Here is a 20,344-nt window from a genome sequence, read left to right as displayed (position 1 = left end):
GTGTAGTTAAATTTATTGGTGTTTAACTGTAATAACCAAATAGGCTTCTTCAAGTGATTGAAGATCTAATATTGAATAAATTATAAATATGGAATTTTTAATATTTATACAGAGTTATAAAAAATAAGATTAGTAACATTTGATAATAGGTAATTGTGAAGGGGGAAAAGGGATGAAAACTATTGGACTAATAGGTGGAATGAGCTGGGAATCTTCAGCAGAGTATTACCGAATAATAAATGAAGAGGTAAAAGGAAAGTTAGGTGGTCTGCATTCAGCGAAGTGTCTGTTATATAGTGTTGACTTTGACGAGATTGAACGCTATCAAGCTGGAGGCGATTGGCAAAGTGCGGGTAAAGCGTTAGGCGAAGTGGCAGCATCATTAGAAAAAGCAGGTGCAGATTTCATAGTGATTTGTACAAATACGATGCACAAAGTAATTAATTATATCGAAGGAAAAATAAACATTCCTGTCTTACATATTGCTGATGCAACAGCGAATCAAATCCAAAAATCCAATATAAAAAAAGTTGGCTTACTTGGAACGAAATATACAATGGAGCAAGACTTTTATAAATCCCGCATCGAATCTAACAGAATTAACGTGTTAGTTCCAGATAAGGAAGAACGAAATAATGTTAATAAAGTTATTTACAAAGAATTGTGTTTAGGACAAATTAAACAATCATCCAAGGATTATTATAAAAGTGTTATTCAACATTTGGTGGATAAAGGGGCTGAAGGAATCATCTTGGGTTGTACAGAAATTGGGTTATTAGTTAAACCCGAAGATTCAGAAGTCCCATTATTTGATACAACAGCTATTCATGCAATTGAAGCAGTAAATACTGCTTTTAAAAAATAATACTTATAGAATGATGTTCTATGCAAAACGGTTCTAAAAATTGATTTCACTTATTTGCGAATAAATGAGGGGATTTCTATGCTTATTTTTGGATTTCTTGCGTTGTTTATAACTCTTTTTTCTATTGAATCACAACTTAGAAAATCAAATAAACAGAATGATGAAATAATAGATTTATTAATGAAATTAAATGAAAAACATTAGCTGCAAATTATACTTTTACTTAATAGTCAGTAGCACTTTCTTTAAGTAATAAAAATAACCGGCTGAATAAAATACAGAGTAAAATTCATTGATTTCAGAAGTTATATATAGTAATTGATAAGATTTTTAGCAAAATAACTAATTGTTAGAAGGTGCATTTGATTGAATAACATTAAGGTAGTTATCGGGGCTGGTGAATATGTTAATAATCCTGGCTGGACACATACACAGGAAGAAGAATTAAGCTTATTGTACGAAAATATGTGGAAAGAAAAGTTTAATCCGAATTCAATAAAAGCTATTTTGGCTGAACATGTCTGGGAGCATCTTACATATGAAGAAGGTACTAAAGCGGCAAGACTGTGCTATAAATACTTAAAAAAGGATGGATATATTCGCTGTGCAGTACCTGATGGTTATTTTCCAAATGAATCCTATCAAAATATTGTACAGGTAGGAGGGCCTGGTCCATTAGATCATCCAGCCGCTAGTCATAAAATAGTATTTAATTATAAAACCTTAACTAAAATGTTCGAAACAGTAGGGTATGAGGTAAAATTACTTGAATATTGCGATGAAGAAGGAAAATTTCATCAAAATGAATGGAATGGCGCTGAAGGTGTTATATTTCGTTCCAAGAAATATGACCCAAGAAATCAAGGAGAAAAACTAATTTTTCCTTCACTTATCATAGATGCTGTGAAGTTATAGCTTTAGAAGCCTATAAGAAGGTTAATTAATGCTAGAAAGTAAAGGTAGTCAATTAAAATTAGCAATATCTACTATTCGATAAAAAGAAGGAATAAGAAAATGGCTTTGTATCAAATAAAGAAATTAAATATAAATGATTATGATAAGTGCAGTAATATTTGGGATATGGATAAGAACCCAAAGATGACTAAATTGTTTTATGAAGAGTTAGTAAGTGGAAACAGGATTACCTTTATTTATTCAGAAAATGATGAGTATATAGGAGAAGGGTCATTGGTTTTTACGCACTCTGATCCTGATTATAGAGTTGAGGATAGAAGGATTTATTTATCTCGTATGATTGTTAAAAGTGAACATCGAAATCGTGGAATAGGCGGTATTATGCTTGATTATTTAATTACTTACGCACAACAAATGGGGTATGAGGAAATTTCGCTTGGTGTAGATACAGTAAATTCACCTGCAAGACATCTATACGAAAAGAAAGGTTTTACAAAAGTATTATATTTTGGGAAAGATAATTATGGTGAATATGTAAAACTGCTTAAGATATTATGATAAATTCACCTCGAATATGTGCAAATTAGTGAACTACTTGAGGTTTTTACTAAATTAATAAAACTTCGCAAAAAAATAAATGAGTGTTCAATTAAAGTTGTTAAGGTTGGTGAAGTTAATGGAGGTACGGTTGGAAAAAGCACTTGAAAATGATGCGCAATCAATACTTGATATTCAAATTAAAGCGTTTAATCCTTTACTAGAAAAGTATAAAGATTATGAAACCAATCCAGCAAATGAAACAATCGAAAGAGTAATTGAGAGAATAAATAATTCTAATGGTGCATTTTATAAAATATTAGCTAACAACACATTTGTAGGAGCTATCTATGTTTTTTGGAAAGATGACATTCATTATTGGATAAGTCCAATGTTTATTCTTCCTATATATCAAGGGAAAGGTATAGCCCAGAAAGCTATAACTTTAATTGAAGAGATGTGCTCTAAAGCACTCACATGGGAACTAGCTACCATATTGGAGGAAGAAGGTAACTGTCACGTATATGAAAAAATGCGCTATTCCAAAACAGGATTCAGCAAAAAATTGAATGATAGTGCAACTCTTATTTATTACAAAAAGGATACATAATGATTATATTTGATCCAGCTAAATAAATATAAAAGAATTTAAAAGTAAACTCTAGGTGGGTTATTATGAAAGGCAATATTAATTTTATACTGGGTATTTTGGTTGGTCTATTGTTAGCAGTATTTTTGTATGATGATTTTGGTGTCTTTTATATTAAATTTGCACTTAGCTTAATTGGGGTCTTTGTCTATGCTGTATTGGTCTTCAAAAAAGGATTCAGCATTAAAAAATTAGTACTCGGTCTCACGGGGATTTTAGTAATACAAATCATTCTAACGTTTATTGCTGATATGGATTTCGCTTTGATAGGTTTATTTCTTGCAATTTTCTTAGTTGAAGCAATGAACAAAAAGAAAGAAGCTAAATAACTTTTATACATAAGCTTTAAATGCGTTTTCGCGGAACAAAGTTTAGGTTTTTATTTTCCCCAATTCTCATAAAAATATTTAAGTATGAAATGAACGAAGTTTGGAAAACTACAGGTACATCCCAGTTTAAAATGGAGGTACCTAAATGAAATATATTTATCGCTTGGTGTTTTTAGTTATTTTGTTTGCGTTTATTACCGCTTGTAACCAAACTGAAATGGGGCGCGATAAGGATGTGGATCAACTAGGACAGTCACACCCTCTTTCGTATCCAAACAACGTAAATTATCAAGAAGATCAAAGAGAAGATCGGATACCAGTGAATCCTGGTCGAGAGCAAAATATTTTTGAAGAAGAACGAGAGCTAACAGAAGATCGAATTCCAGTTAACCCTGGCGAAGAGCAAAACAATTTTAAAGAAGATGAAGATCTCACAAATCGTCCCAAGGTAACGAATCAAAATGGTAACCAGGATTATCTTGAGCGGATTGTGCAGCTAACAAATCAAGAACGTGAGCTCGAAGGCTTACCTCCGTTAAAGATAGATCCTTCTTTAGAAGAAGTGGCAAGTGTAAAAGCAAAGGATATGCAGGAAAAGAATTATTTCTCACACACTTCACCAACCTACGGCTCCCCCTTTGATATGTTAAAGGAGTTTGGTGTGTCCTACACAAAGGCTTCTGAAAATATCGCAAAAGGTCAACCGACACCTGGTGTGGTAATTGAGGCTTGGATGAAAAGTGATGGACATCGCAGAAACATAATGGATCCTGAAATGACTCATATTGGTGTTGGCTACGATACAAAAGGAGATTATTGGACACAGTTTTTTATTCGCAAATAGAAGAAAAGGATGCTTCGTAAAAAGTTACTGGGCATCCTTTTTTTAATGTGGTAAAATAGTTCGTATACGAATAATTCGGATGCGAATAGATTGGGGAATTTGCAGAATGGTACAGGATAACGGAAGAGAAATAGCTAATTTAATCAGGAGAGTTAATGCGGATTTGAATCGTCATATTCGAAAGGCGTTCAAGGATACGACTATCACTCCCCCACAAATGATGATCATTTTAATGCTGCTTGAAGAAACACGGATGACTACGAGTGCGATAAGTGAAAAAATGCATTTAGCCAAAAGTACGGTCTCAGGTATTTTAGATCGTTTAGAACAACAAGATTTAATTGTTCGGGAGAGAAGTAAGGAAGATAAGCGAGTTGTTTGGATTAAAATTACGGAAAAAACGAGAGAATTAGCAGAGTATCACCATAGTACGGTATCAGATCTTTTAAATGAATTAGTTGGGGACGCAGAACATAAAGAAGTAAAAGAGATTGTACAAGGTCTCAGCTTGTTAAGTGAACGATTAAAGCAGGAAGAATAGGGGGGAAGAAGATGAACGCTATACTAGAAGTAAAAGGATTAACGAAGAATTATAAGGATTTTCAAGCGGTAAAAGGCATTGATCTTGAAGTAGAAGAAGGTGAAATATTTGGCTTTTTGGGGCCGAATGGTGCCGGAAAAAGTACGACCATTAACATGCTTTCTACGATAATTAAGCCTTCTACAGGCTATGCAAAGGTAAATGGCTTCGATAATGTAAAAGAGAAAAACAAAGTGCGAGCAAGTATTGGCTTGATTTTTCAAGAATCAACGCTTGATGAAAAATTAACCGCTAATGAAAATCTGATGCTGCATTGTAAGTTCTATGGTATTGAAAAAAGTATTCGAGAAGAACGCATTGTAGAAGTATTAGAAATTGTAGATTTAGTTGATAAACGCAAAAATATTGTAGAAACTTTTTCAGGGGGAATGAAAAGGCGTTTAGAAATAGCTAGAGGACTTTTACATTATCCGCGTGTCTTATTCTTAGATGAACCTACTGTTGGGCTTGACCCACAAACAAGAGCCCATATTTGGGAATATATTTTGAAATTAAAAGAAAAGGCAGGCATCACTATCTTCTTAACCACGCATTACATGGATGAAGCTGAGATTTGTGATCGTGTAGCTGTAATGGATCATGGGAAACTGATTGCGCTCAATACACCAGAAGCACTAAAAGCAAAGGTTGGTGGGGATATTATTGAAATTACTGCTGAAGATTTACCTAAGGCAAAAGAAATTATTGAGAGCAGCTACAATTTAGAGGTTCAAAAAAAGGATGACAAATTAAGCTTCCAAGTAGAAAAGGGAAGTGAATTCTTAGTTCAATTAGTAAGAGAAATGGATATTGCCATAACAAGTGTAAACCTTCGAAGACCCACATTGAATGATGTATTCCTGCATTTAACTGGTAGAGAAATTCGCGAAGAATCTGTATCGAAAAAAGATATGATGCGAAAAAGTATGAGGGGGCCACACTAGGATGGAAGGTATATTAGCTGTTTGGCAGCGTGATGTTATTAAATTTTTTAGAAATCGAGCGCAATTAATTGGTTCATTTGCAATGCCGTTTATGTTTCTTATCCTATTTGGAAGCGGAATGAGCGGTGCGATGTCCTCGATGCTTGGAGGTGGAGGAGAATCAGGAGCGCTTGCTGAGTTCGACTTTGTTCAATTTATGTTTCCAGGTATCATAGGAATGACCGTATTTAATACAGCAATTTTTTCAGCTTTGTCCGTAGTGCAAGATAAAGAATTTGGATATATGCGAGAAATATTAGTTTCACCAATGTCTAGAGTTTCCGTTGCGATTGGAAAAGTCCTTGGTGGAAGCACAGTAGCAGTATTTCAAGGCTTAATGATGCTTATATTTGTGCCATTTATAGGTGTGTCCATTACAATCAGTATGGTGCTACAATTGATCCCAATCATGTTTTTGGTCGCATTTGCTTTATCTTCGATTGGATTATTAATTGCTACAGCTTTAAAGACAGCACAAGGCTTTCAAATGGTTATTCAAGTATTAATTTTTCCGATGTTATTTCTTTCAGGTGCGTTATTTCCGTTAAATGGATTGCCAACTTGGATGGATATATTAGTGAAAATTAATCCACTTACCTACTCAGTTGATATGTTCAAAAAAATTATTTTAGAGCCGGAAAAAATGGATCCAGCATTAAGACAAGCGATGGGACTTGATATTGAAGTCTTTAATCATGTTATCACTTTTACAGATGAAATCATTGCTGTTTCTATATTGAGTATTGTATTCGTCGTACTAGCCACGATAAGATTTAATAAGGCCGAGGCTTAAAGAAGAAGCATCACGTTTGTGGTGCTTTTTACTATTTTTGAAGAGGAAAAGGTTTCTTTCTAGAAATGATAATCGTATAATATAGAATTAGAGTCTAGATGTACGGATAAATTTATTCATAGTGCGAATACAATCAGTGAGAGCAGATGCTGATAACAGTCTCACATTATTGATTTTACATAAGGCTTCACGAGAGGAGGCACCATAGATGTCAAAGGGACCATCAATATTACCACTTAAAATGCTTTTGTTTTGTTTTCACGGAGCAAATACAATCATTGTTAGCTTCTTACCTTTATATTTACAGCACAAAGGGTTAACGGGAAAAGAAATAGGCTGGGTTATGGCAATTGGACCGTTAGCTGCTATTTTTTCTCAACCCTTCTGGGGATATATGAGTGATAAATACCAAACCGTTAAAAGGATTTTGATGATCTGTATCGTCGGAATCATTATTACGAGTGTTATATTCTTGCAGATGTCAGTCTTACCGCTACTTCTAACCTTTGGGGCAACCTTCTTCTTTTTTGCGGCGCCTATTGGTGCACTTGGAGATAGTTTGTCTCAAAGACGTGCTGATTCACTAGGCATTTCATTTGGATCGATTCGTATGTGGGGATCGATTGGATTTGCAACCTCTTCTTTATTAGTGGGAGAATTACTTTCCTATACTGGTATTGAATACATTATGTGGCCATATTTAGTACTAGCTATCGCTGCTTTGATTGTCACTACACAACTAGTTGATGTGAAAATCGAAGCACCACCCATTCAGTTGGGGGATATAAAAATACTGGCTCGAAAAAAGCCTTTTATTATTTTCTTAGTTTTAATCACGTTTATTACGATCGCACACCGGGCTAATGATAGCTTTATTGGTATTTATATAGCGCAGCTCGGTGGTTCAGAAGACTTAATTGGGTATGCCTGGTTTGCAGGTGTTGCTAGTGAAGCGATTGTTTTTGCTACAGCTGGACTATGGTTTAGAAAATTTCATCCACTTATTTTTATCATTGGAGCGGGGCTTTTGTATTCGATTCGTTGGTTTTTATACTCTAGCTTTGAGGATCCAATTTTCATAGTGGCACTTCAATTTTTACATGGTTTAACATTTGGGATTTTTTATTTGACCGCATTTCAATATGTAACACGATTAATTCCACGCGTATTGCAATCAACAGGGCATCTTGTCTTTGTTTCCGTGTTTTTTGGGATTTCTGGAATTATCGGTTCTCTTATTGGAGGATCCTTGATTGACTCGATGGGTGGCGGTTCCCTATACTTCTTTATGGGTTCTTTAACCTTACTAGGTTCGATCTTTTTAACTGTTTATCATCTACTTCCTTTTTGGAAATCATAAATGAAATAGCTCATTTCAAGGAGATGCATCATGGGTTTTATTCAAGTACTATTGCCAATCTTTAGTATCTTTGCGGTTGGATTTATTGGAATCAAATTTTTAAAGTTTGAGATTAAGACGATTTCAACGATGGCGCTTTATTTAATGTCGCCATTTTTGGCATTTCAAACATTTTATCAAAATGAATTAAATATGGACTACGTATACTTAGGGGCTTTTTTACTTGCACTTAGTGTGATTAGTATTGGCTTTTGTTACCTTATTAGCTTTATTAATCGCTGGGATAAATCTGTTCGAAGCGGATTTATGCTAGCTTCCGTTTTTATGAATAACGGTAATTACGGAGCACCGCTTGTGTTATTAGTGTTTGGTGAAGAAGGGTTTCGATATGCAGTAATTCTTATGGTGTTGCAAACACTAATTATGAGCACGATTGGCATTTATATTGCCGCATCAGGTTCTACTATTAGTAATAAAATGTCGTTTTCCCCTATCAAAGAAGTGCTCAAAGTGCCTATAGTGTATGGTGCGTTATTAGGGATTTTATTTAATGGCATGGAAATTGAAATTAACGATCAGATGATGACGGCAGTGGGAATGATAGCAGATGCCGCTATTCCTACCATTATGATTGTGCTAGGTATGCAATTAGCACTGATTCGTTTAGGGGATATTGAAGTTGGCAAATTATCATTAGCACTTGTATTTCGTTTATTAATCGCTCCTGTCATTGCTTATTTTCTAGTTATGCCTATTCCGATGGATGAAATGGTAAAGGATATATTGATCTTGATGGCGGCTATGCCAACTGCTGCTAATACAACGATGTACGCCCTGCAGTTTGGTGCAAGGCCGGGATTCGTCTCTAGTGTGACATTAATCAGTACCTTGATGAGTATTGTGACACTACCAATTTTAATGTGGATTTTATTATAAGGACGTCTCATTCCTCTTCATTTATTTAAAAAATGGAGAGGATTTTTAGTGCATTATTCGAAATAATGTATAATATACATAATTTTCAGAACAATTTTAATAAATAGATTTTTTGTAAACCACTTGTACATAAGGGATAATTAATATATGATTAGTTTCATGAAAATGTATAAATACTAATTGGAGTGAATAAATATGAATAAATTATTAAAATTACTAGTCTTAATGAGCATCATTCTTTTAGCAGCGTGTGGCACAGATTCAAAAGATAAATTAACAGTTGCAACAGACGCAGCCTTTGCCCCTTTTGAATATATGGATAAAGGTGAAATGGTTGGATTTGATGTAGATCTTCTAGCAGCAGTGATGGAAGAAGCGGGATTTGACTATGAGCTTAAAAATACTGGCTGGGAGCCAATGCTAGCTTCAGTGCAAGGTGGCGATGCGGATTTAGCTATTGCAGCGATTACAATTAATGATGATCGTAAAGAATCGTATGATTTTTCTTCTCCTTATTTTGAATCAACACACATGGTTGTCTTTCCAGAGGGGGAGAACATTACAAGTGCTGAAGATATTAAAGGATTGAAAATTGGCGTGCAAACTGGCACAACCGGAGCGGACGCTGCTGAGAAAATCGTTGGAAAAAATGATGAGAGTATTTCAAAATATGAATCCAATTCATTAGCGTTTATGTCTTTAGGTAGTGGAGATGTGGATGTAGTTGTTACAGACAATGTAGTGGCTTCTGAATACGTAAAAAATAATCCGGAAGCTGAAGTAGATATGATTAATGATCAAGAAGCTTTTGAATCTGAATTTTATGGGTTAATGTTTCCTAAGGATAGTGAAGTTAGAGCTGAAATAGATGCAGCTCTTCAAACAGTAATTGAGGACGGAACCTATGCTGAAATTTATGAAGAATGGTTTGGGACTGAGCCTAATCTTGATGCATTAAAATCTGCTAGTAAATAATAATATCAAATAAAGGAGCGTAGCATTCGTGCTACGCTTTCAATCTTGTACGGCAGGAAAGCATTAATTTTTCACGCAGAAGTCTAATCGATCTAGTGAAAATTTATCCCAACAAGTATAATGAAAATTAACACGCTTGTTAAAGGAAAAGCGAATACGAGTTTTACTAATTTTGAAAGCTTACTTTATGGGGAATACTAACGCAAAAAACGGAAGAAGGAGAATAGATATGATTGATTTTCGTTTTGAAATTATTATAGAATACCTACCTTTTTTTATGAAAGGGATGCTTTGGACCATTATGATGTCTCTTATAGGGGTTTTGATGGGGACGATCCTTGGCTTTTTTATCGCTTTAGGGAAAATGCTTCCATCAAAGCTTTTACGTCTTCCTTTTATTTGGTATATTAACTTCTTTAGAGGTACACCTTTACTCGTGCAATTATTCTTATTTCATTTTGCAGTCTTACCTGCTATTTTAGATTCTGTTAATCCGATTGTATCGGTCGTTGTTACTTTATCTCTAAACTCAGCTGCTTATGTAGCAGAGATATTTAGAGCGGGAATCCAGTCGATTGATCGTGGACAAGCAGAAGCTGCTCATTCACTAGGGATGAACAAAATACAAGTAATGCGTTATGTTATTTTGCCACAGGCATTTAGAAGAATGATCCCGCCACTTGGCAATGAATTTATCGTTTTATTAAAAGATTCTTCATTAGGAGCTATTATTGCAGCTCCTGAGCTGTTATATTGGGGAAGAGCAGCAACAGGTCAATACTACAGGGTATGGGAACCATATCTTACGGTTGCGCTCATTTATTTAATATTAACGCTCACATTAACATACTTACTTAATTATGTAGAAAGAAGGTTTGCAACGACATGATTTCTGTTAAAAATTTAAAAAAATCATTTGGTGATCTTGAAGTATTAAAAGATATTAATGTGGAAATCAAACCGAAGGAAGTGGTAGTTGTGATCGGCCCATCTGGGTCTGGTAAATCTACTTTTTTACGTTGTTTAAATCTTATTGAATCCATAACAGGTGGATCGGTTGAAATTGAAGGAAAAGATATTACCGCTAAAAAAACAGATATTAACAAACTAAGAGCAGAAGTGGGAATGGTGTTTCAGCAATTTAACCTTTTTCCACACAAAACAGTGATAGAAAACATAACGCTGCCAATGATGACAGTACGAAAATGGAAAAAGGAAGCTGCCATCCAAAAAGCGAAGGAATTATTAGATAAGGTTGGATTGAAAGAAAAAGCCGATGTATACCCAGACTCATTATCTGGTGGACAAAAGCAAAGAGTAGCCATCGCAAGAGCGCTTGGAATGGAACCAAAGGTGATGCTTTTTGATGAACCAACGTCTGCACTTGATCCTGAAATGGTCGGAGAAGTACTGGAAGTAATGAAACAACTTGCTTTAGAAGGAATGACGATGGTAGTTGTAACCCATGAGATGGGCTTTGCTCGTGAAGTTGGTGACAGGGTTTTATTTATGGACGAAGGATACATTGTGGAGGAAAATGAACCACAAGCTTTATTTGGTAATCCGCAACATGAAAGAACACAGGCCTTTTTAAGTAAAGTTTTATAATAGAAGACGTATTATCCGCGATTATTTAAATATTTCCGCGGTAATGCGTCTTTTTTCGGTTGAATATCTTATATATCCGTAAAACTTTAAATAAATCCGCTAAAAAATCTTTATATCCGCGATTCACTCCTCAACTCATAAAAATGAAGGTTCAAATGAGAGCGTTTTATTCAAGGTTTTGGTAAACTAGAGATAATAGTCTACAGAGGAGGGTTTTCATGAAATTAGTTAATTACAGCTTAAAACACCCATTTGCCGCAAACCGAATAGGATTTATTTTATATGATAAAATTGTAGACCTTCATGCTACATACGAAGAAATGATAGCTACTGATACTAAATTAGGAGGAACGCATGTCACCTCAAATCCTGATGCATTTTATGCTTTAGGGAGTAAAGGGATAGAATTAGCACAAAAAGTAGAGCGTTATGTAAAGGACAAGGGAGCGACAAATAGCTTTTCAAGAGAAGAAGTGATCCTTCACACCCCGATTCCAAACCCATCTAAAATAATATGCATTGGGACAAATTATGCGGACCATGTGGCTGAAATGAAGGGTGAAATTCCTGAATTCCCGGTGCTTTTTGCTAAATTTAATAATGCATTAATTGGACCAGAGGATACGATTCAAAAAGCGAAATTAACCGAGAAATTGGATTATGAAGTGGAATTAGCAGTAGTGATTGGCGAGCGCGCAACAAATGTAGCAGAGGCAGATGCTTTTGATTATATAGCAGGCTACACAATCGGAAATGATATATCTGCACGAGATTTACAAAAAAGAACGCCGCAATGGCTCCAAGGAAAATCTTTAGATAAAAGTACACCTGTTGGTCCATGGCTTGTGACCAAAGATGAAATTACAGATCCTGCAAATTTAACAGTTAGGTCTTATGTAAATGATGAATTAAGACAATCATCGAATACTGAGAATTTGATTTTTAATATACCGCATTTGATTTCTTTCATTTCGAATCTGATTACATTAGAACCTGGAGACATCATACTTACAGGTACTCCAGACGGGGTAGGTTTAGCAATGGATCCTCCGAAATTATTGCATGATGGAGATGTTGTGCGCCTAGAAATTGAATCAATTGGTACATTAACAAATACAGTTAAAGACGAAAGGTAACACTTAAATCCTCCTCTTATTTAGAGGGGGATTTTTTATACGTTATGAAAGCAAGTTCTTCTAATGGTTAAAGATAATTATAAATATTCATCCTTATGCATATAAAAGGTTGCAGGGGTATACACCTATTTTATAAAGGGAATAGTGCATAAAACATACAATTATAAATAATGAAAACAAAGAAAAAAGGATATTTTTTTGAAAAAAACGAAAAAGATTATTGTATAAACATGCAAAATAAAGTATAATAATAAACTAATCCCATTCGGAATTATTAGGAGTGAATATAATCGTGAAAGTAGCAATTGTTGGTGGAACTGGATACGGCGCAGTTGAATTAATACGACTTTTAAATAATCATCCACATGTAACAGTGGAAAAAATATTATCTCATTCTAGTAGCGGCACGAAACTATCAGAGGTTTATCCGCATTTATCAGATATAATAGATTTAGAAATGGATGCTTTGGACGTGGAAGCACTCAGTAAACAGGTAGATCTTGTCTTTTTCGCTACCCCTTCTAATATAAGTAAAGATTATATTCCAAAGTTTTTTGAGCTTGGAATAAGGTGTATTGACTTATCGGGTGACTTTCGTTTAGAAGATGAAGCGGAGTACCGTTTATATTATGAGGATAGCCTTGCAGATGAAAAGTATATTAAAGAAGCTGTATACGGATTACCTGAAATAAATAAAGAAAAAATTAAAGACACAAAGATTCTTGCAAATCCTGGATGCTATCCGACTGCAACGCTTTTAGGGTTATTACCAGCATTTAAGCATGATTTAGTGGAACAAGATAATATCATTATTGACGCTAAGACTGGTGTCTCAGGAGCGGGACGTGGGTTATCGTTAAATGTTCATTTCTCCGAGATGAATGAAAACTTTAAAGCATACAAATTGGGTTCACATAAGCATATACCGGAAATTGAGCAAGAATTAACCACAGCAGCAGGTGAAACGATTCAGGTAACTTTTACACCACATATCGTGCCAATGACGCGTGGAATCATGAGTACGATATATGTTAATTTAAAAGAACATCATTCGAGTGAAGAGATTATCTCGTTATATCAGAAATATTATAAAGATCATCCTTTTGTGAGGGTGCGAAATGAGGGGATTATCCCTTCTACAAGAGAGGTATATGGAAGTAATTATTGTGATATTGGCATTTTTTCAGATGAGCGAACAGGTAAACTAACGATCGTTTCAGTGATAGATAATTTAGTAAAAGGAGCATCGGGGCAGGCGATTCAAAATATGAATCTTATGTGTGGCTGGGACGAAACAACAGGCATTACACAGCTTCCGATCTATCCATAAGGGGGATTTTAAAATGGTAGACACGAATCAAGAGTTGAAGGCAGGGAGCTTTCAAACGATACAGAACGGAAATATAGCAAGTGCAAAAGGGTATAAAGCAGGGGGGTTACATTGTGGTATTCGTAAAAAGAAGCTTGACTTAGGCTGGGTTTACTCCGATAAACCAGCAGTAGCTGCAGGGGTCTATACTACGAATTCCTTTCAGGCACCACCACTAAAGGTTACACAAGAGAGTATAGCAAAAGAAAGTAAGATTCAAGCAATCTTGGTTAACTCGGGGATAGCCAATGCGTGTACAGGAGAACAAGGATTTACTGATGCGTATGACATGCGTCAGGCTTTTGCAGAATCAATTGGTGTGGAAGAACACTACGCAGCTGTTGCTTCTACTGGATTGATCGGTGAACTTTTACCAATGGATAAAATTCATGCCGGTATCAGCCAATTAAATGATGCGACTCATGCTGGAGCGGAGAAATTTGAGTCAGCGATTTTAACAACCGATACGCGTGAAAAAGGAATTGCTATTTCGCTTACCATTGATGGGAAAGAAGTAACGATTGGTGGAGCTGCAAAGGGCTCTGGAATGATTCATCCGAACATGGCAACGATGCTTAGTTTTATTACAACCGATGCAGAAATTGAAGCAGAGGAACTCACAAAAGCGCTTAAATCGATCACGAATAAATCCTTTAATATGATCACCGTTGATGGAGATACAAGTACGAATGATATGGTGCTAGTCTTGGCCAATGGCTTAGCTGGAAATCATACCTTAAACGGGTCCCACTCGGAATGGGATAACTTCTATCAGGCACTCACGTATGTATGTGAATACCTTGCAAAAGAGATTGCGCGTGACGGTGAGGGTGCAAGTAAATTAGTAGAGGTTAATGTCTCAGGCGCAAGTACAGAGAAAGCTGCACAGGCTATTGCTAAAGCCATTATTTCTTCTAATCTAGTAAAAACAGCGATTCACGGTGCTGATGCTAACTGGGGTAGAATTATAACGGCAATTGGATACAGTGGAGAAGAACTAAATCCAAATGAAGTAGGCATTTCATTGGGGGATATCCCGGTTGTGAAAAAAGGGGTTCCATATCCATTTGATGAGGATGAAGCAAAAAAATATTTACTTCAGGATAATATTTCAATAAATGCAACACTTGGTGACGGTGACGGTGTATCGAAGGCTTGGGGCTGTGATCTCTCTTATGAATATGTCAGAATTAACGCTTCATATCGAACGTAAGGAGGAAAAAGCGATGAAATATGTCGTGATTAAATGTGGAGGTAGTGTATTTGAAAGACTTCCACAATCTTTTTATCAAACTATTGTGGATCTGAAAAATACGGGAAACTATCATCCGATCATTGTTCATGGTGGTGGACCGCTTATTTCTCAGCTTTTAGATCAAGCAGGAGTAAAATCCCAATTTGTAAATGGCTTACGAGTAACAACAGATGAAGTGTTAGACGTCGTAGAAATGGCTCTAAGTGGATCGATGAATAAAAAAATTGTAAGATTTCTTGCGAAAGCTGGTGGAAAAGCAGTTGGTATTAGTGGCGTTGATGGCAATTTATTAACAGCTGTTCCAGCAGATCCTTCAGGGAAATTAGGGTTTGTGGGAAAAGTAGCAAACGTTCAAACATCGATGCTTAACTTGATTGCGAATGATGATGCTATTCCGGTGATATCCCCCTTAGCGATGGATGAGACTGGTCAACGCTATAATATTAATGCAGATATGGCAGCTTCAGCTGTTGCAGAGGCGTTAGGTGCGAAGCTGTGCTTTATCAGTGATATACCAGGCATTTATGAAGAAATTGATGGAGAGAAAAAGGTTTTTCATCAGTTAAATGAATACGATATTAATCAGTTGATTAAAGAAGAGGTTATTTTCGGTGGTATGATTCCAAAAGTAGAATCTGCACTAAGTGCTCTTAATAAGAATGTTCCAGAGGTTTCGATTGTAAATGGAATGGATCCTTCCGCATTTCTTTCCTTTATGCAAGGGAAGGAAGTAGGAACAAGAATACTATTAGAAAAGGAGATGCCATATGCCAAATGAAACAATGACAGAAAGCGTCATGCAAACTTATAATCGTTTTCCATTAACCTTAGTAAAAGGAAAAGGAAGCTATGTGTGGGATGATGCAGGTGAGAAATATTTAGACTTTTCCTCTGGTCTTGCTACTTGTAATTTAGGCCATGTACCGGAAAAGGTAGAGCAAGCTGTGAAGGAGCAATTGGGTGAGCTTTGGCATTGTTCCAATTTATTTCACATTCCTTCTCAACAACAATTAGCAAAATTATTAGCAGATAATAGCTCTTTAGATCAGGTTTTTTTCTGTAATAGTGGTGCAGAAGCGAATGAAGCAGCGATTAAAATTGCTAGAAGATATGCACAAGAAGAAGCTAAAAATGGACGCCATGAAATTGTGACATTTACACAGTCCTTTCATGGAAGAACACTTACAACACTGTCTGCTACGGCACAAGAGAAAATTCAGCAAGGCTTCGCACCATTAACCCCAGGATTTCACTATTTACCTTTTAATGATTTCGATGCAATTAAAGAGGTTGCTGATCGTAAACCATGTGCAATTTTAGTTGAAATGGTACAAGGGGAAGGTGGAGTAAATCCAGCTTCAAAGGAATGGATGCAGGCATTAGCACAAACCTGTAAGGAAAATGATATTTTATTTATGATAGATGAAATTCAAACAGGATTTGGAAGAACGGGTACGTTATTTGCTTATGAGCAGTATGAAGTCGATCCAGACGTGATTACCTTAGCAAAAGGCTTAGGATCAGGCCTCCCAATTGGAGCAATGCTCGCAAAGGAGCAGGTTGCTAAAGCATTTAGTCCCGGCACACACGGAAGTACTTTTGGTGGTAATCCTATTGTGACAACTTCTGGGCTAGCTACGTTAAAAGAGATTGCTGAAACATCTCTACTCTCAGATATAAAGCCCTTAATTGATCAATTATGGCAAGGCTTAGAGCAGATTGCTTCTAAATACGATGTTATTAAAGAAGTACGCGGGAAAGGCTTCTTGATTGGTGTGGAAGTTGAGGGTCAAGCAATTGATTATATTACAAAAGCAAGAGAAGAATACCAAACCTTGATTATTGTAGCGGGACCAAATGTTATTCGAATTCTTCCACCTTTAACAACGAATAAAGAAGAAATAGAAGCATTCTTAAATACATTTGAAAAGTTATTTGCTGAATAAATAAGAAAACGGTCGCTAAACCTCCTGATGAGTTTTGCTGAACATCAGTGAAAAAAACCTTCACTGATGGAAGTCTCACTTTATCACAGCGTTAAGCGTCCGTAGTTTTAAGGTAAGATGATAATGTTACGCCAAGAAAACGGTCGCTAAACTTCCTGATAAGTTTCGCTAACCATCAGTGAAAAAAACCTTCACTGATGGAAGTCTCACTTTAATTAAGCTATCTTTTGCGCTATAATTTATCGAGGAAGTCAAATATGTATAAGAAACAAAGAGGGATTAACATGAAAAGCTATATAAAAGAAAAATTAGATTCCTTTCAATCAGAGAATAAGAATCGTGCAAGATTATTAATTAACTGTGCAGACCAGCCGGGTATTGTCGCAGCTGTTTCAAAGTTTTTGTTTGATCATGGGGCGAATATTATTGAGTCAAATCAATATTCAACCGACCCTCATGGTGGAGAATTTTTCATTCGAATCGAATTTGAAATTCCTAATTTAAAAGAGAAAGCGAAAGAGCTGGAGTCTGATTTTACAGCTATTAAAGAACAATTCGCTTTAGAAGCAACGTTCAAATATGTGAGTGAAGTAAAAAAGATAGCTGTTTTTGTATCAAAAGAGCCACACTGCTTACTCGAGTTGTTATGGGAATGGCAAAGTGGAGATTTAATGGCAGATATTTCTCTAGTGATTAGTAATCATGAAACATCTAGAGAGATGGTGGAGTCGCTAGGCATCCCGTATTACTATATTCCTGCTAACAAAGAAATTAGAAGAGAAGTAGAAGAGAAACAAAAAGAACTTATCGAAAAATATCAAGTTGATGTTTTGATCTTAGCAAGATATATGCAGATTTTAACACCTGATTTTGTTAAAACGTATCAGCATCAAATTATAAATATTCACCATTCCTTTTTGCCAGCATTCATCGGGGCAAAGCCTTATGAACGCGCCTATAATCGAGGAGTTAAATTGATTGGCGCCACCTCGCATTATGTAACGAATGATCTTGATGAAGGACCAATCATAGAGCAAGACATCAGTAGAGTAGATCACAGAGACAATGCAGAAGCAATGAAAAAAATTGGGCAATCAATCGAAAGAAGTGTTTTAGCAAGGGCTGTTAAATGGCACCTTGAAGATCGTATTATTGTATATGGGAATAAAACCATTGTTTTTTAACGGTTTTATGAAAACTTGATTCACATTTGAATCAAGTTTTTTTCATTTTCTTCACCTCTACATACCTTCTGTGTTACATTTTAAAATAAGAAGAAAATTATCGGATTTAATCTAGAAATAGAAATAAATGAACTGAAGGAGCTGTTTTTAATGGAAGCAATTAATCGTGCTTTTCAATTATCAGAAGAGGGTGACAACGTAACCGGAAGTTACATTAATAAGGAGAAAATTGGTTTAAAAGACAACGAAGTTCGCGTACAGGTGAAATATTCTAGTGTGAATTATAAAGATGCATTGGCAAGTGAGAAAAGTAGTAGAGTAGTGAAAAGCTATCCAATTATTCCAGGAATCGATCTATCTGGAGTAGTAACAGAATCAAAACATCCCTCGTTTCAATCTGGAGATAAAGTTGTAGCAACTGGGTTTGGATTAGGTGTTTCGCGTGACGGCGGATATCAAATGGATGCTGTGTTGCCAGGAGATTGGCTTGTATCTTTACCGAAAGACTTGTCTTTGAAAGAAGCAATGGTGTATGGGACGGCTGGATTTACTGCGGCATTGTCTATTGAAGCAATTTTAGAAAAAGGAATCAAACCAGAGGATGGAAAGGTATTAGTCACGGGCGCAACAGGAGGGGTAGGCTCTCTTGCGATAACGATGTTGAAAGAAAAAGGATTTCAAATTGTTGCTAGCAGTGGAAAAGGAGACGAAATAACTTATTTAAAAGAGCTTGGAGCAAGTGAAGTAATTAGTAGAGAAGATGTATTATCGGATAAAAATAGAATGATTGATAAGAGCACTTATATAGCTGCTGTTGATCCAGTTGGCGGAAATACGCTAGCATCTATTTTAAGTCAGATAAGTTATCAAGGGGTAGTTGCATTAAGCGGCTTAGCAGGAGGCACGAATGTCGATACAAGCGTTTTTCCGTTTATTCTAAGAGGCGTATCTTTAGTGGGAATTGATTCTGTTCAATATCCTATTGAAAAAAGAGCGTACATTTGGAAACAAATTGAGACCTATGCTAAAAATGCTAATCTAAAAACCTTGACCAAAGAAATTGATTTAACAGAAATAGAAGAAGTCTTTACAAAGTTCAAAACTGAGAAAGTCGTTGGAAGGTATGTCGTGAAAGCTAATGAGTAGCGCGTTGTAAAATATATTAATAGCAAAACTTTTTCATCATTTTGCTTAATGAAAATAAATTATTAGGCGAAATGGTGAAAAAAGTATAAATTTTTAGTGCAAGTATACAATATTTTATGAATATTTATATTCTTATTGAATGTACGTACGAATTGTATTATTATAAAATTAAACACGTTTACACATACGTACAAGGATAAACCTTGTAAATTTTTAGAAAGGTTTGGTGACGCATGCTTGAAAAGCTGAAGCAAGAAGTACTTGAAGCAAACTTGGCACTGCCAAAATACGGTCTAGTAACATTTACTTGGGGTAATGTAAGCGGTTACGATAAAGAGAGTGGTTTAATGGTTATTAAACCAAGTGGAGTGGATTATGACCAACTAAAAGCGGAGGATTTAGTCGTTTTAGATTTAGATGGAAATATTGTAGAGGGTGATTTAAAACCTTCATCTGATACACCAACACATCGATTACTTTATCAAAAGTTTCCAAATATCGGTGGTGTTGTGCATACACATTCTCCATGGGCGACTAGCTGGGCTCAAGCTGGTAAAGGTATTCCAGCTTTAGGTACAACGCAAGCGGATTACTTTTACGGAGAGATCCCTTGTACGAGAAGAATGACAGAAGAAGAAGTAACAGGAGAATATGAATGGGAAACAGGTAAAGTGATTGTAGAAACATTCCAGGCTATAGATCCAAATCGAATCCCAAGTGTACTCGTGCATAGTCATGCACCGTTCAACTGGGGTAAAGACCCCAATGAAGCGGTTCATAATGCAGTAGTAGTGGAAGAAGTAGCTAAAATGGCACTGAGAGCGTATCAAATTAATCCAGATACAAAACCTATGGACCAATACTTATTAGATAAACATTACTTAAGAAAGCATGGAGCAAATGCTTATTATGGGCAAGATAAAAAATAATTTTT

The 20,344-nt window shown here is 35.8% G+C and carries 22 protein-coding genes; all 22 read left to right on the top strand.

The genetic code is table 11. From position 1 onward, the window contains the following. Positions 1–172 precede the first annotated feature (172 nt). The 22 genes from DFR57_RS02405 (at position 173) to araD (ending at position 20,339) form a co-directional block, all read left to right on the top strand. Positions 173–865 carry an aspartate/glutamate racemase family protein gene (locus tag DFR57_RS02405; RefSeq protein ID WP_114351559.1) on the top strand — a complete coding sequence of 231 codons (693 nt, stop codon included), beginning with the start codon at positions 173–175 and terminating at the stop codon, positions 863–865. Positions 866–1,231: 366 nt separating this feature from the next. After that, positions 1,232–1,780, top strand: coding sequence for a class I SAM-dependent methyltransferase (locus DFR57_RS02400; RefSeq protein ID WP_114351558.1), 549 nt, complete (start codon positions 1,232–1,234; stop codon positions 1,778–1,780). A 99-nt stretch (positions 1,781–1,879) separates the two neighbouring features. Then, positions 1,880–2,338 (top strand): GNAT family N-acetyltransferase, encoded by a 459-nt coding sequence (locus tag DFR57_RS02395; RefSeq protein ID WP_114351557.1) that lies wholly within the window; start codon positions 1,880–1,882, stop codon positions 2,336–2,338. Between the two features lie 118 nt (positions 2,339–2,456). After that, positions 2,457–2,927, top strand: a complete 471-nt coding sequence (locus DFR57_RS02390; protein WP_114351556.1) for a GNAT family N-acetyltransferase — start codon at positions 2,457–2,459, stop codon at positions 2,925–2,927. A gap of 65 nt (positions 2,928–2,992) precedes the next feature. After that, complete coding sequence (locus DFR57_RS02385) at positions 2,993–3,295, top strand: hypothetical protein (RefSeq protein ID WP_114351555.1); 303 nt, start codon at positions 2,993–2,995, stop codon at positions 3,293–3,295. A gap of 145 nt (positions 3,296–3,440) precedes the next feature. Continuing rightward, positions 3,441–4,139: a CAP domain-containing protein gene (locus DFR57_RS02380; RefSeq protein WP_114351554.1), complete on the top strand. Its 699-nt coding sequence runs from the start codon at positions 3,441–3,443 to the stop codon at positions 4,137–4,139. A gap of 106 nt (positions 4,140–4,245) precedes the next feature. Continuing rightward, the gene (locus DFR57_RS02375; RefSeq protein WP_170132879.1) at positions 4,246–4,680 is read left to right on the top strand and encodes a MarR family winged helix-turn-helix transcriptional regulator; all 435 of its coding nucleotides are present in this window, start codon (positions 4,246–4,248) and stop codon (positions 4,678–4,680) included. Positions 4,681–4,691: 11 nt separating this feature from the next. Next, entirely contained in the window at positions 4,692–5,663 is a 972-nt protein-coding gene (locus DFR57_RS02370; protein WP_114351552.1) for an ATP-binding cassette domain-containing protein, read from the top strand. 1 nt (position 5,664) lies between these two features. Beyond that, positions 5,665–6,495: an ABC transporter permease gene (locus DFR57_RS02365; protein WP_114351551.1), complete on the top strand. Its 831-nt coding sequence runs from the start codon at positions 5,665–5,667 to the stop codon at positions 6,493–6,495. A gap of 208 nt (positions 6,496–6,703) precedes the next feature. Beyond that, on the top strand, positions 6,704–7,855 hold the full coding sequence (locus DFR57_RS02360) for an MFS transporter (RefSeq protein ID WP_114351550.1): 1,152 nt from the start codon (positions 6,704–6,706) through the stop codon (positions 7,853–7,855). 30 nt (positions 7,856–7,885) lie between these two features. Beyond that, positions 7,886–8,791, top strand: coding sequence for an AEC family transporter (locus tag DFR57_RS02355; protein WP_114351549.1), 906 nt, complete (start codon positions 7,886–7,888; stop codon positions 8,789–8,791). Between the two features lie 195 nt (positions 8,792–8,986). Next, entirely contained in the window at positions 8,987–9,766 is a 780-nt protein-coding gene (locus tag DFR57_RS02350) for a basic amino acid ABC transporter substrate-binding protein (RefSeq protein ID WP_114351548.1), read from the top strand. Positions 9,767–9,998: 232 nt separating this feature from the next. After that, on the top strand, positions 9,999–10,655 hold the full coding sequence (locus DFR57_RS02345) for an amino acid ABC transporter permease (protein ID WP_114351813.1): 657 nt from the start codon (positions 9,999–10,001) through the stop codon (positions 10,653–10,655). Further along, entirely contained in the window at positions 10,652–11,374 is a 723-nt protein-coding gene (locus tag DFR57_RS02340; RefSeq protein ID WP_114351547.1) for an amino acid ABC transporter ATP-binding protein, read from the top strand. The genes DFR57_RS02345 and DFR57_RS02340 overlap by 4 nt, the downstream gene beginning before the upstream one ends. A gap of 218 nt (positions 11,375–11,592) precedes the next feature. Then, the gene (locus tag DFR57_RS02335; RefSeq protein ID WP_114351546.1) at positions 11,593–12,510 is read left to right on the top strand and encodes a fumarylacetoacetate hydrolase family protein; all 918 of its coding nucleotides are present in this window, start codon (positions 11,593–11,595) and stop codon (positions 12,508–12,510) included. A 280-nt stretch (positions 12,511–12,790) separates the two neighbouring features. Continuing rightward, positions 12,791–13,840, top strand: a complete 1,050-nt coding sequence (gene argC / locus DFR57_RS02330; protein WP_114351545.1) for an N-acetyl-gamma-glutamyl-phosphate reductase — start codon at positions 12,791–12,793, stop codon at positions 13,838–13,840. Between the two features lie 13 nt (positions 13,841–13,853). Continuing rightward, positions 13,854–15,092 carry a bifunctional ornithine acetyltransferase/N-acetylglutamate synthase gene (gene argJ, locus DFR57_RS02325; protein WP_114351544.1) on the top strand — a complete coding sequence of 413 codons (1,239 nt, stop codon included), beginning with the start codon at positions 13,854–13,856 and terminating at the stop codon, positions 15,090–15,092. A 13-nt stretch (positions 15,093–15,105) separates the two neighbouring features. Next, entirely contained in the window at positions 15,106–15,912 is an 807-nt protein-coding gene (gene argB, locus DFR57_RS02320) for an acetylglutamate kinase (RefSeq protein ID WP_114351543.1), read from the top strand. After that, positions 15,902–17,080: an acetylornithine transaminase gene (locus DFR57_RS02315; protein ID WP_114351542.1), complete on the top strand. Its 1,179-nt coding sequence runs from the start codon at positions 15,902–15,904 to the stop codon at positions 17,078–17,080. The genes argB and DFR57_RS02315 overlap by 11 nt, the downstream gene beginning before the upstream one ends. Positions 17,081–17,364: 284 nt before the next feature. Then, positions 17,365–18,264 (top strand): formyltetrahydrofolate deformylase, encoded by a 900-nt coding sequence (gene purU, locus DFR57_RS02310; RefSeq protein ID WP_114351812.1) that lies wholly within the window; start codon positions 17,365–17,367, stop codon positions 18,262–18,264. A gap of 150 nt (positions 18,265–18,414) precedes the next feature. After that, a complete protein-coding gene (locus DFR57_RS02305) occupies positions 18,415–19,410 on the top strand; it encodes an acrylyl-CoA reductase family protein (protein WP_114351541.1) in 996 nt (331 codons plus the stop codon). Between the two features lie 233 nt (positions 19,411–19,643). Further along, entirely contained in the window at positions 19,644–20,339 is a 696-nt protein-coding gene (gene araD / locus DFR57_RS02300; RefSeq protein WP_114351540.1) for an L-ribulose-5-phosphate 4-epimerase, read from the top strand. Positions 20,340–20,344 lie beyond the last annotated feature (5 nt).

The organism is Saliterribacillus persicus (assembly GCF_003337485.1).
Taxonomy (GTDB): domain Bacteria; phylum Bacillota; class Bacilli; order Bacillales; family Amphibacillaceae; genus Saliterribacillus; species Saliterribacillus persicus.
Note: the sequence above shows the minus strand (reverse complement) of the source record. Positions and strands in the feature narration are given on the sequence as shown.

What these genes read in the sequence shown, in the direction of transcription:
- DFR57_RS02405 (WP_114351559.1), top strand. Translation starts at nt 173, where the DNA reads ATGAAAACTATTGGACTAATAGGTGGAATGAGCTGGGAATCTTCAGCA.
- DFR57_RS02395 (WP_114351557.1), top strand. Translation starts at nt 1,880, where the DNA reads ATGGCTTTGTATCAAATAAAGAAATTAAATATAAATGATTATGATAAG.
- DFR57_RS02390 (WP_114351556.1), top strand. Translation starts at nt 2,457, where the DNA reads ATGGAGGTACGGTTGGAAAAAGCACTTGAAAATGATGCGCAATCAATA.
- DFR57_RS02385 (WP_114351555.1), top strand. Translation starts at nt 2,993, where the DNA reads ATGAAAGGCAATATTAATTTTATACTGGGTATTTTGGTTGGTCTATTG.
- DFR57_RS02380 (WP_114351554.1), top strand. Translation starts at nt 3,441, where the DNA reads ATGAAATATATTTATCGCTTGGTGTTTTTAGTTATTTTGTTTGCGTTT.
- DFR57_RS02375 (WP_170132879.1), top strand. Translation starts at nt 4,246, where the DNA reads ATGGTACAGGATAACGGAAGAGAAATAGCTAATTTAATCAGGAGAGTT.
- DFR57_RS02370 (WP_114351552.1), top strand. Translation starts at nt 4,692, where the DNA reads ATGAACGCTATACTAGAAGTAAAAGGATTAACGAAGAATTATAAGGAT.
- DFR57_RS02365 (WP_114351551.1), top strand. Translation starts at nt 5,665, where the DNA reads ATGGAAGGTATATTAGCTGTTTGGCAGCGTGATGTTATTAAATTTTTT.
- DFR57_RS02360 (WP_114351550.1), top strand. Translation starts at nt 6,704, where the DNA reads ATGTCAAAGGGACCATCAATATTACCACTTAAAATGCTTTTGTTTTGT.
- DFR57_RS02355 (WP_114351549.1), top strand. Translation starts at nt 7,886, where the DNA reads ATGGGTTTTATTCAAGTACTATTGCCAATCTTTAGTATCTTTGCGGTT.
- DFR57_RS02350 (WP_114351548.1), top strand. Translation starts at nt 8,987, where the DNA reads ATGAATAAATTATTAAAATTACTAGTCTTAATGAGCATCATTCTTTTA.
- DFR57_RS02340 (WP_114351547.1), top strand. Translation starts at nt 10,652, where the DNA reads ATGATTTCTGTTAAAAATTTAAAAAAATCATTTGGTGATCTTGAAGTA.
- DFR57_RS02335 (WP_114351546.1), top strand. Translation starts at nt 11,593, where the DNA reads ATGAAATTAGTTAATTACAGCTTAAAACACCCATTTGCCGCAAACCGA.
- argJ (WP_114351544.1), top strand. Translation starts at nt 13,854, where the DNA reads ATGGTAGACACGAATCAAGAGTTGAAGGCAGGGAGCTTTCAAACGATA.
- argB (WP_114351543.1), top strand. Translation starts at nt 15,106, where the DNA reads ATGAAATATGTCGTGATTAAATGTGGAGGTAGTGTATTTGAAAGACTT.
- DFR57_RS02315 (WP_114351542.1), top strand. Translation starts at nt 15,902, where the DNA reads ATGCCAAATGAAACAATGACAGAAAGCGTCATGCAAACTTATAATCGT.
- purU (WP_114351812.1), top strand. Translation starts at nt 17,365, where the DNA reads ATGAAAAGCTATATAAAAGAAAAATTAGATTCCTTTCAATCAGAGAAT.
- DFR57_RS02305 (WP_114351541.1), top strand. Translation starts at nt 18,415, where the DNA reads ATGGAAGCAATTAATCGTGCTTTTCAATTATCAGAAGAGGGTGACAAC.
- araD (WP_114351540.1), top strand. Translation starts at nt 19,644, where the DNA reads ATGCTTGAAAAGCTGAAGCAAGAAGTACTTGAAGCAAACTTGGCACTG.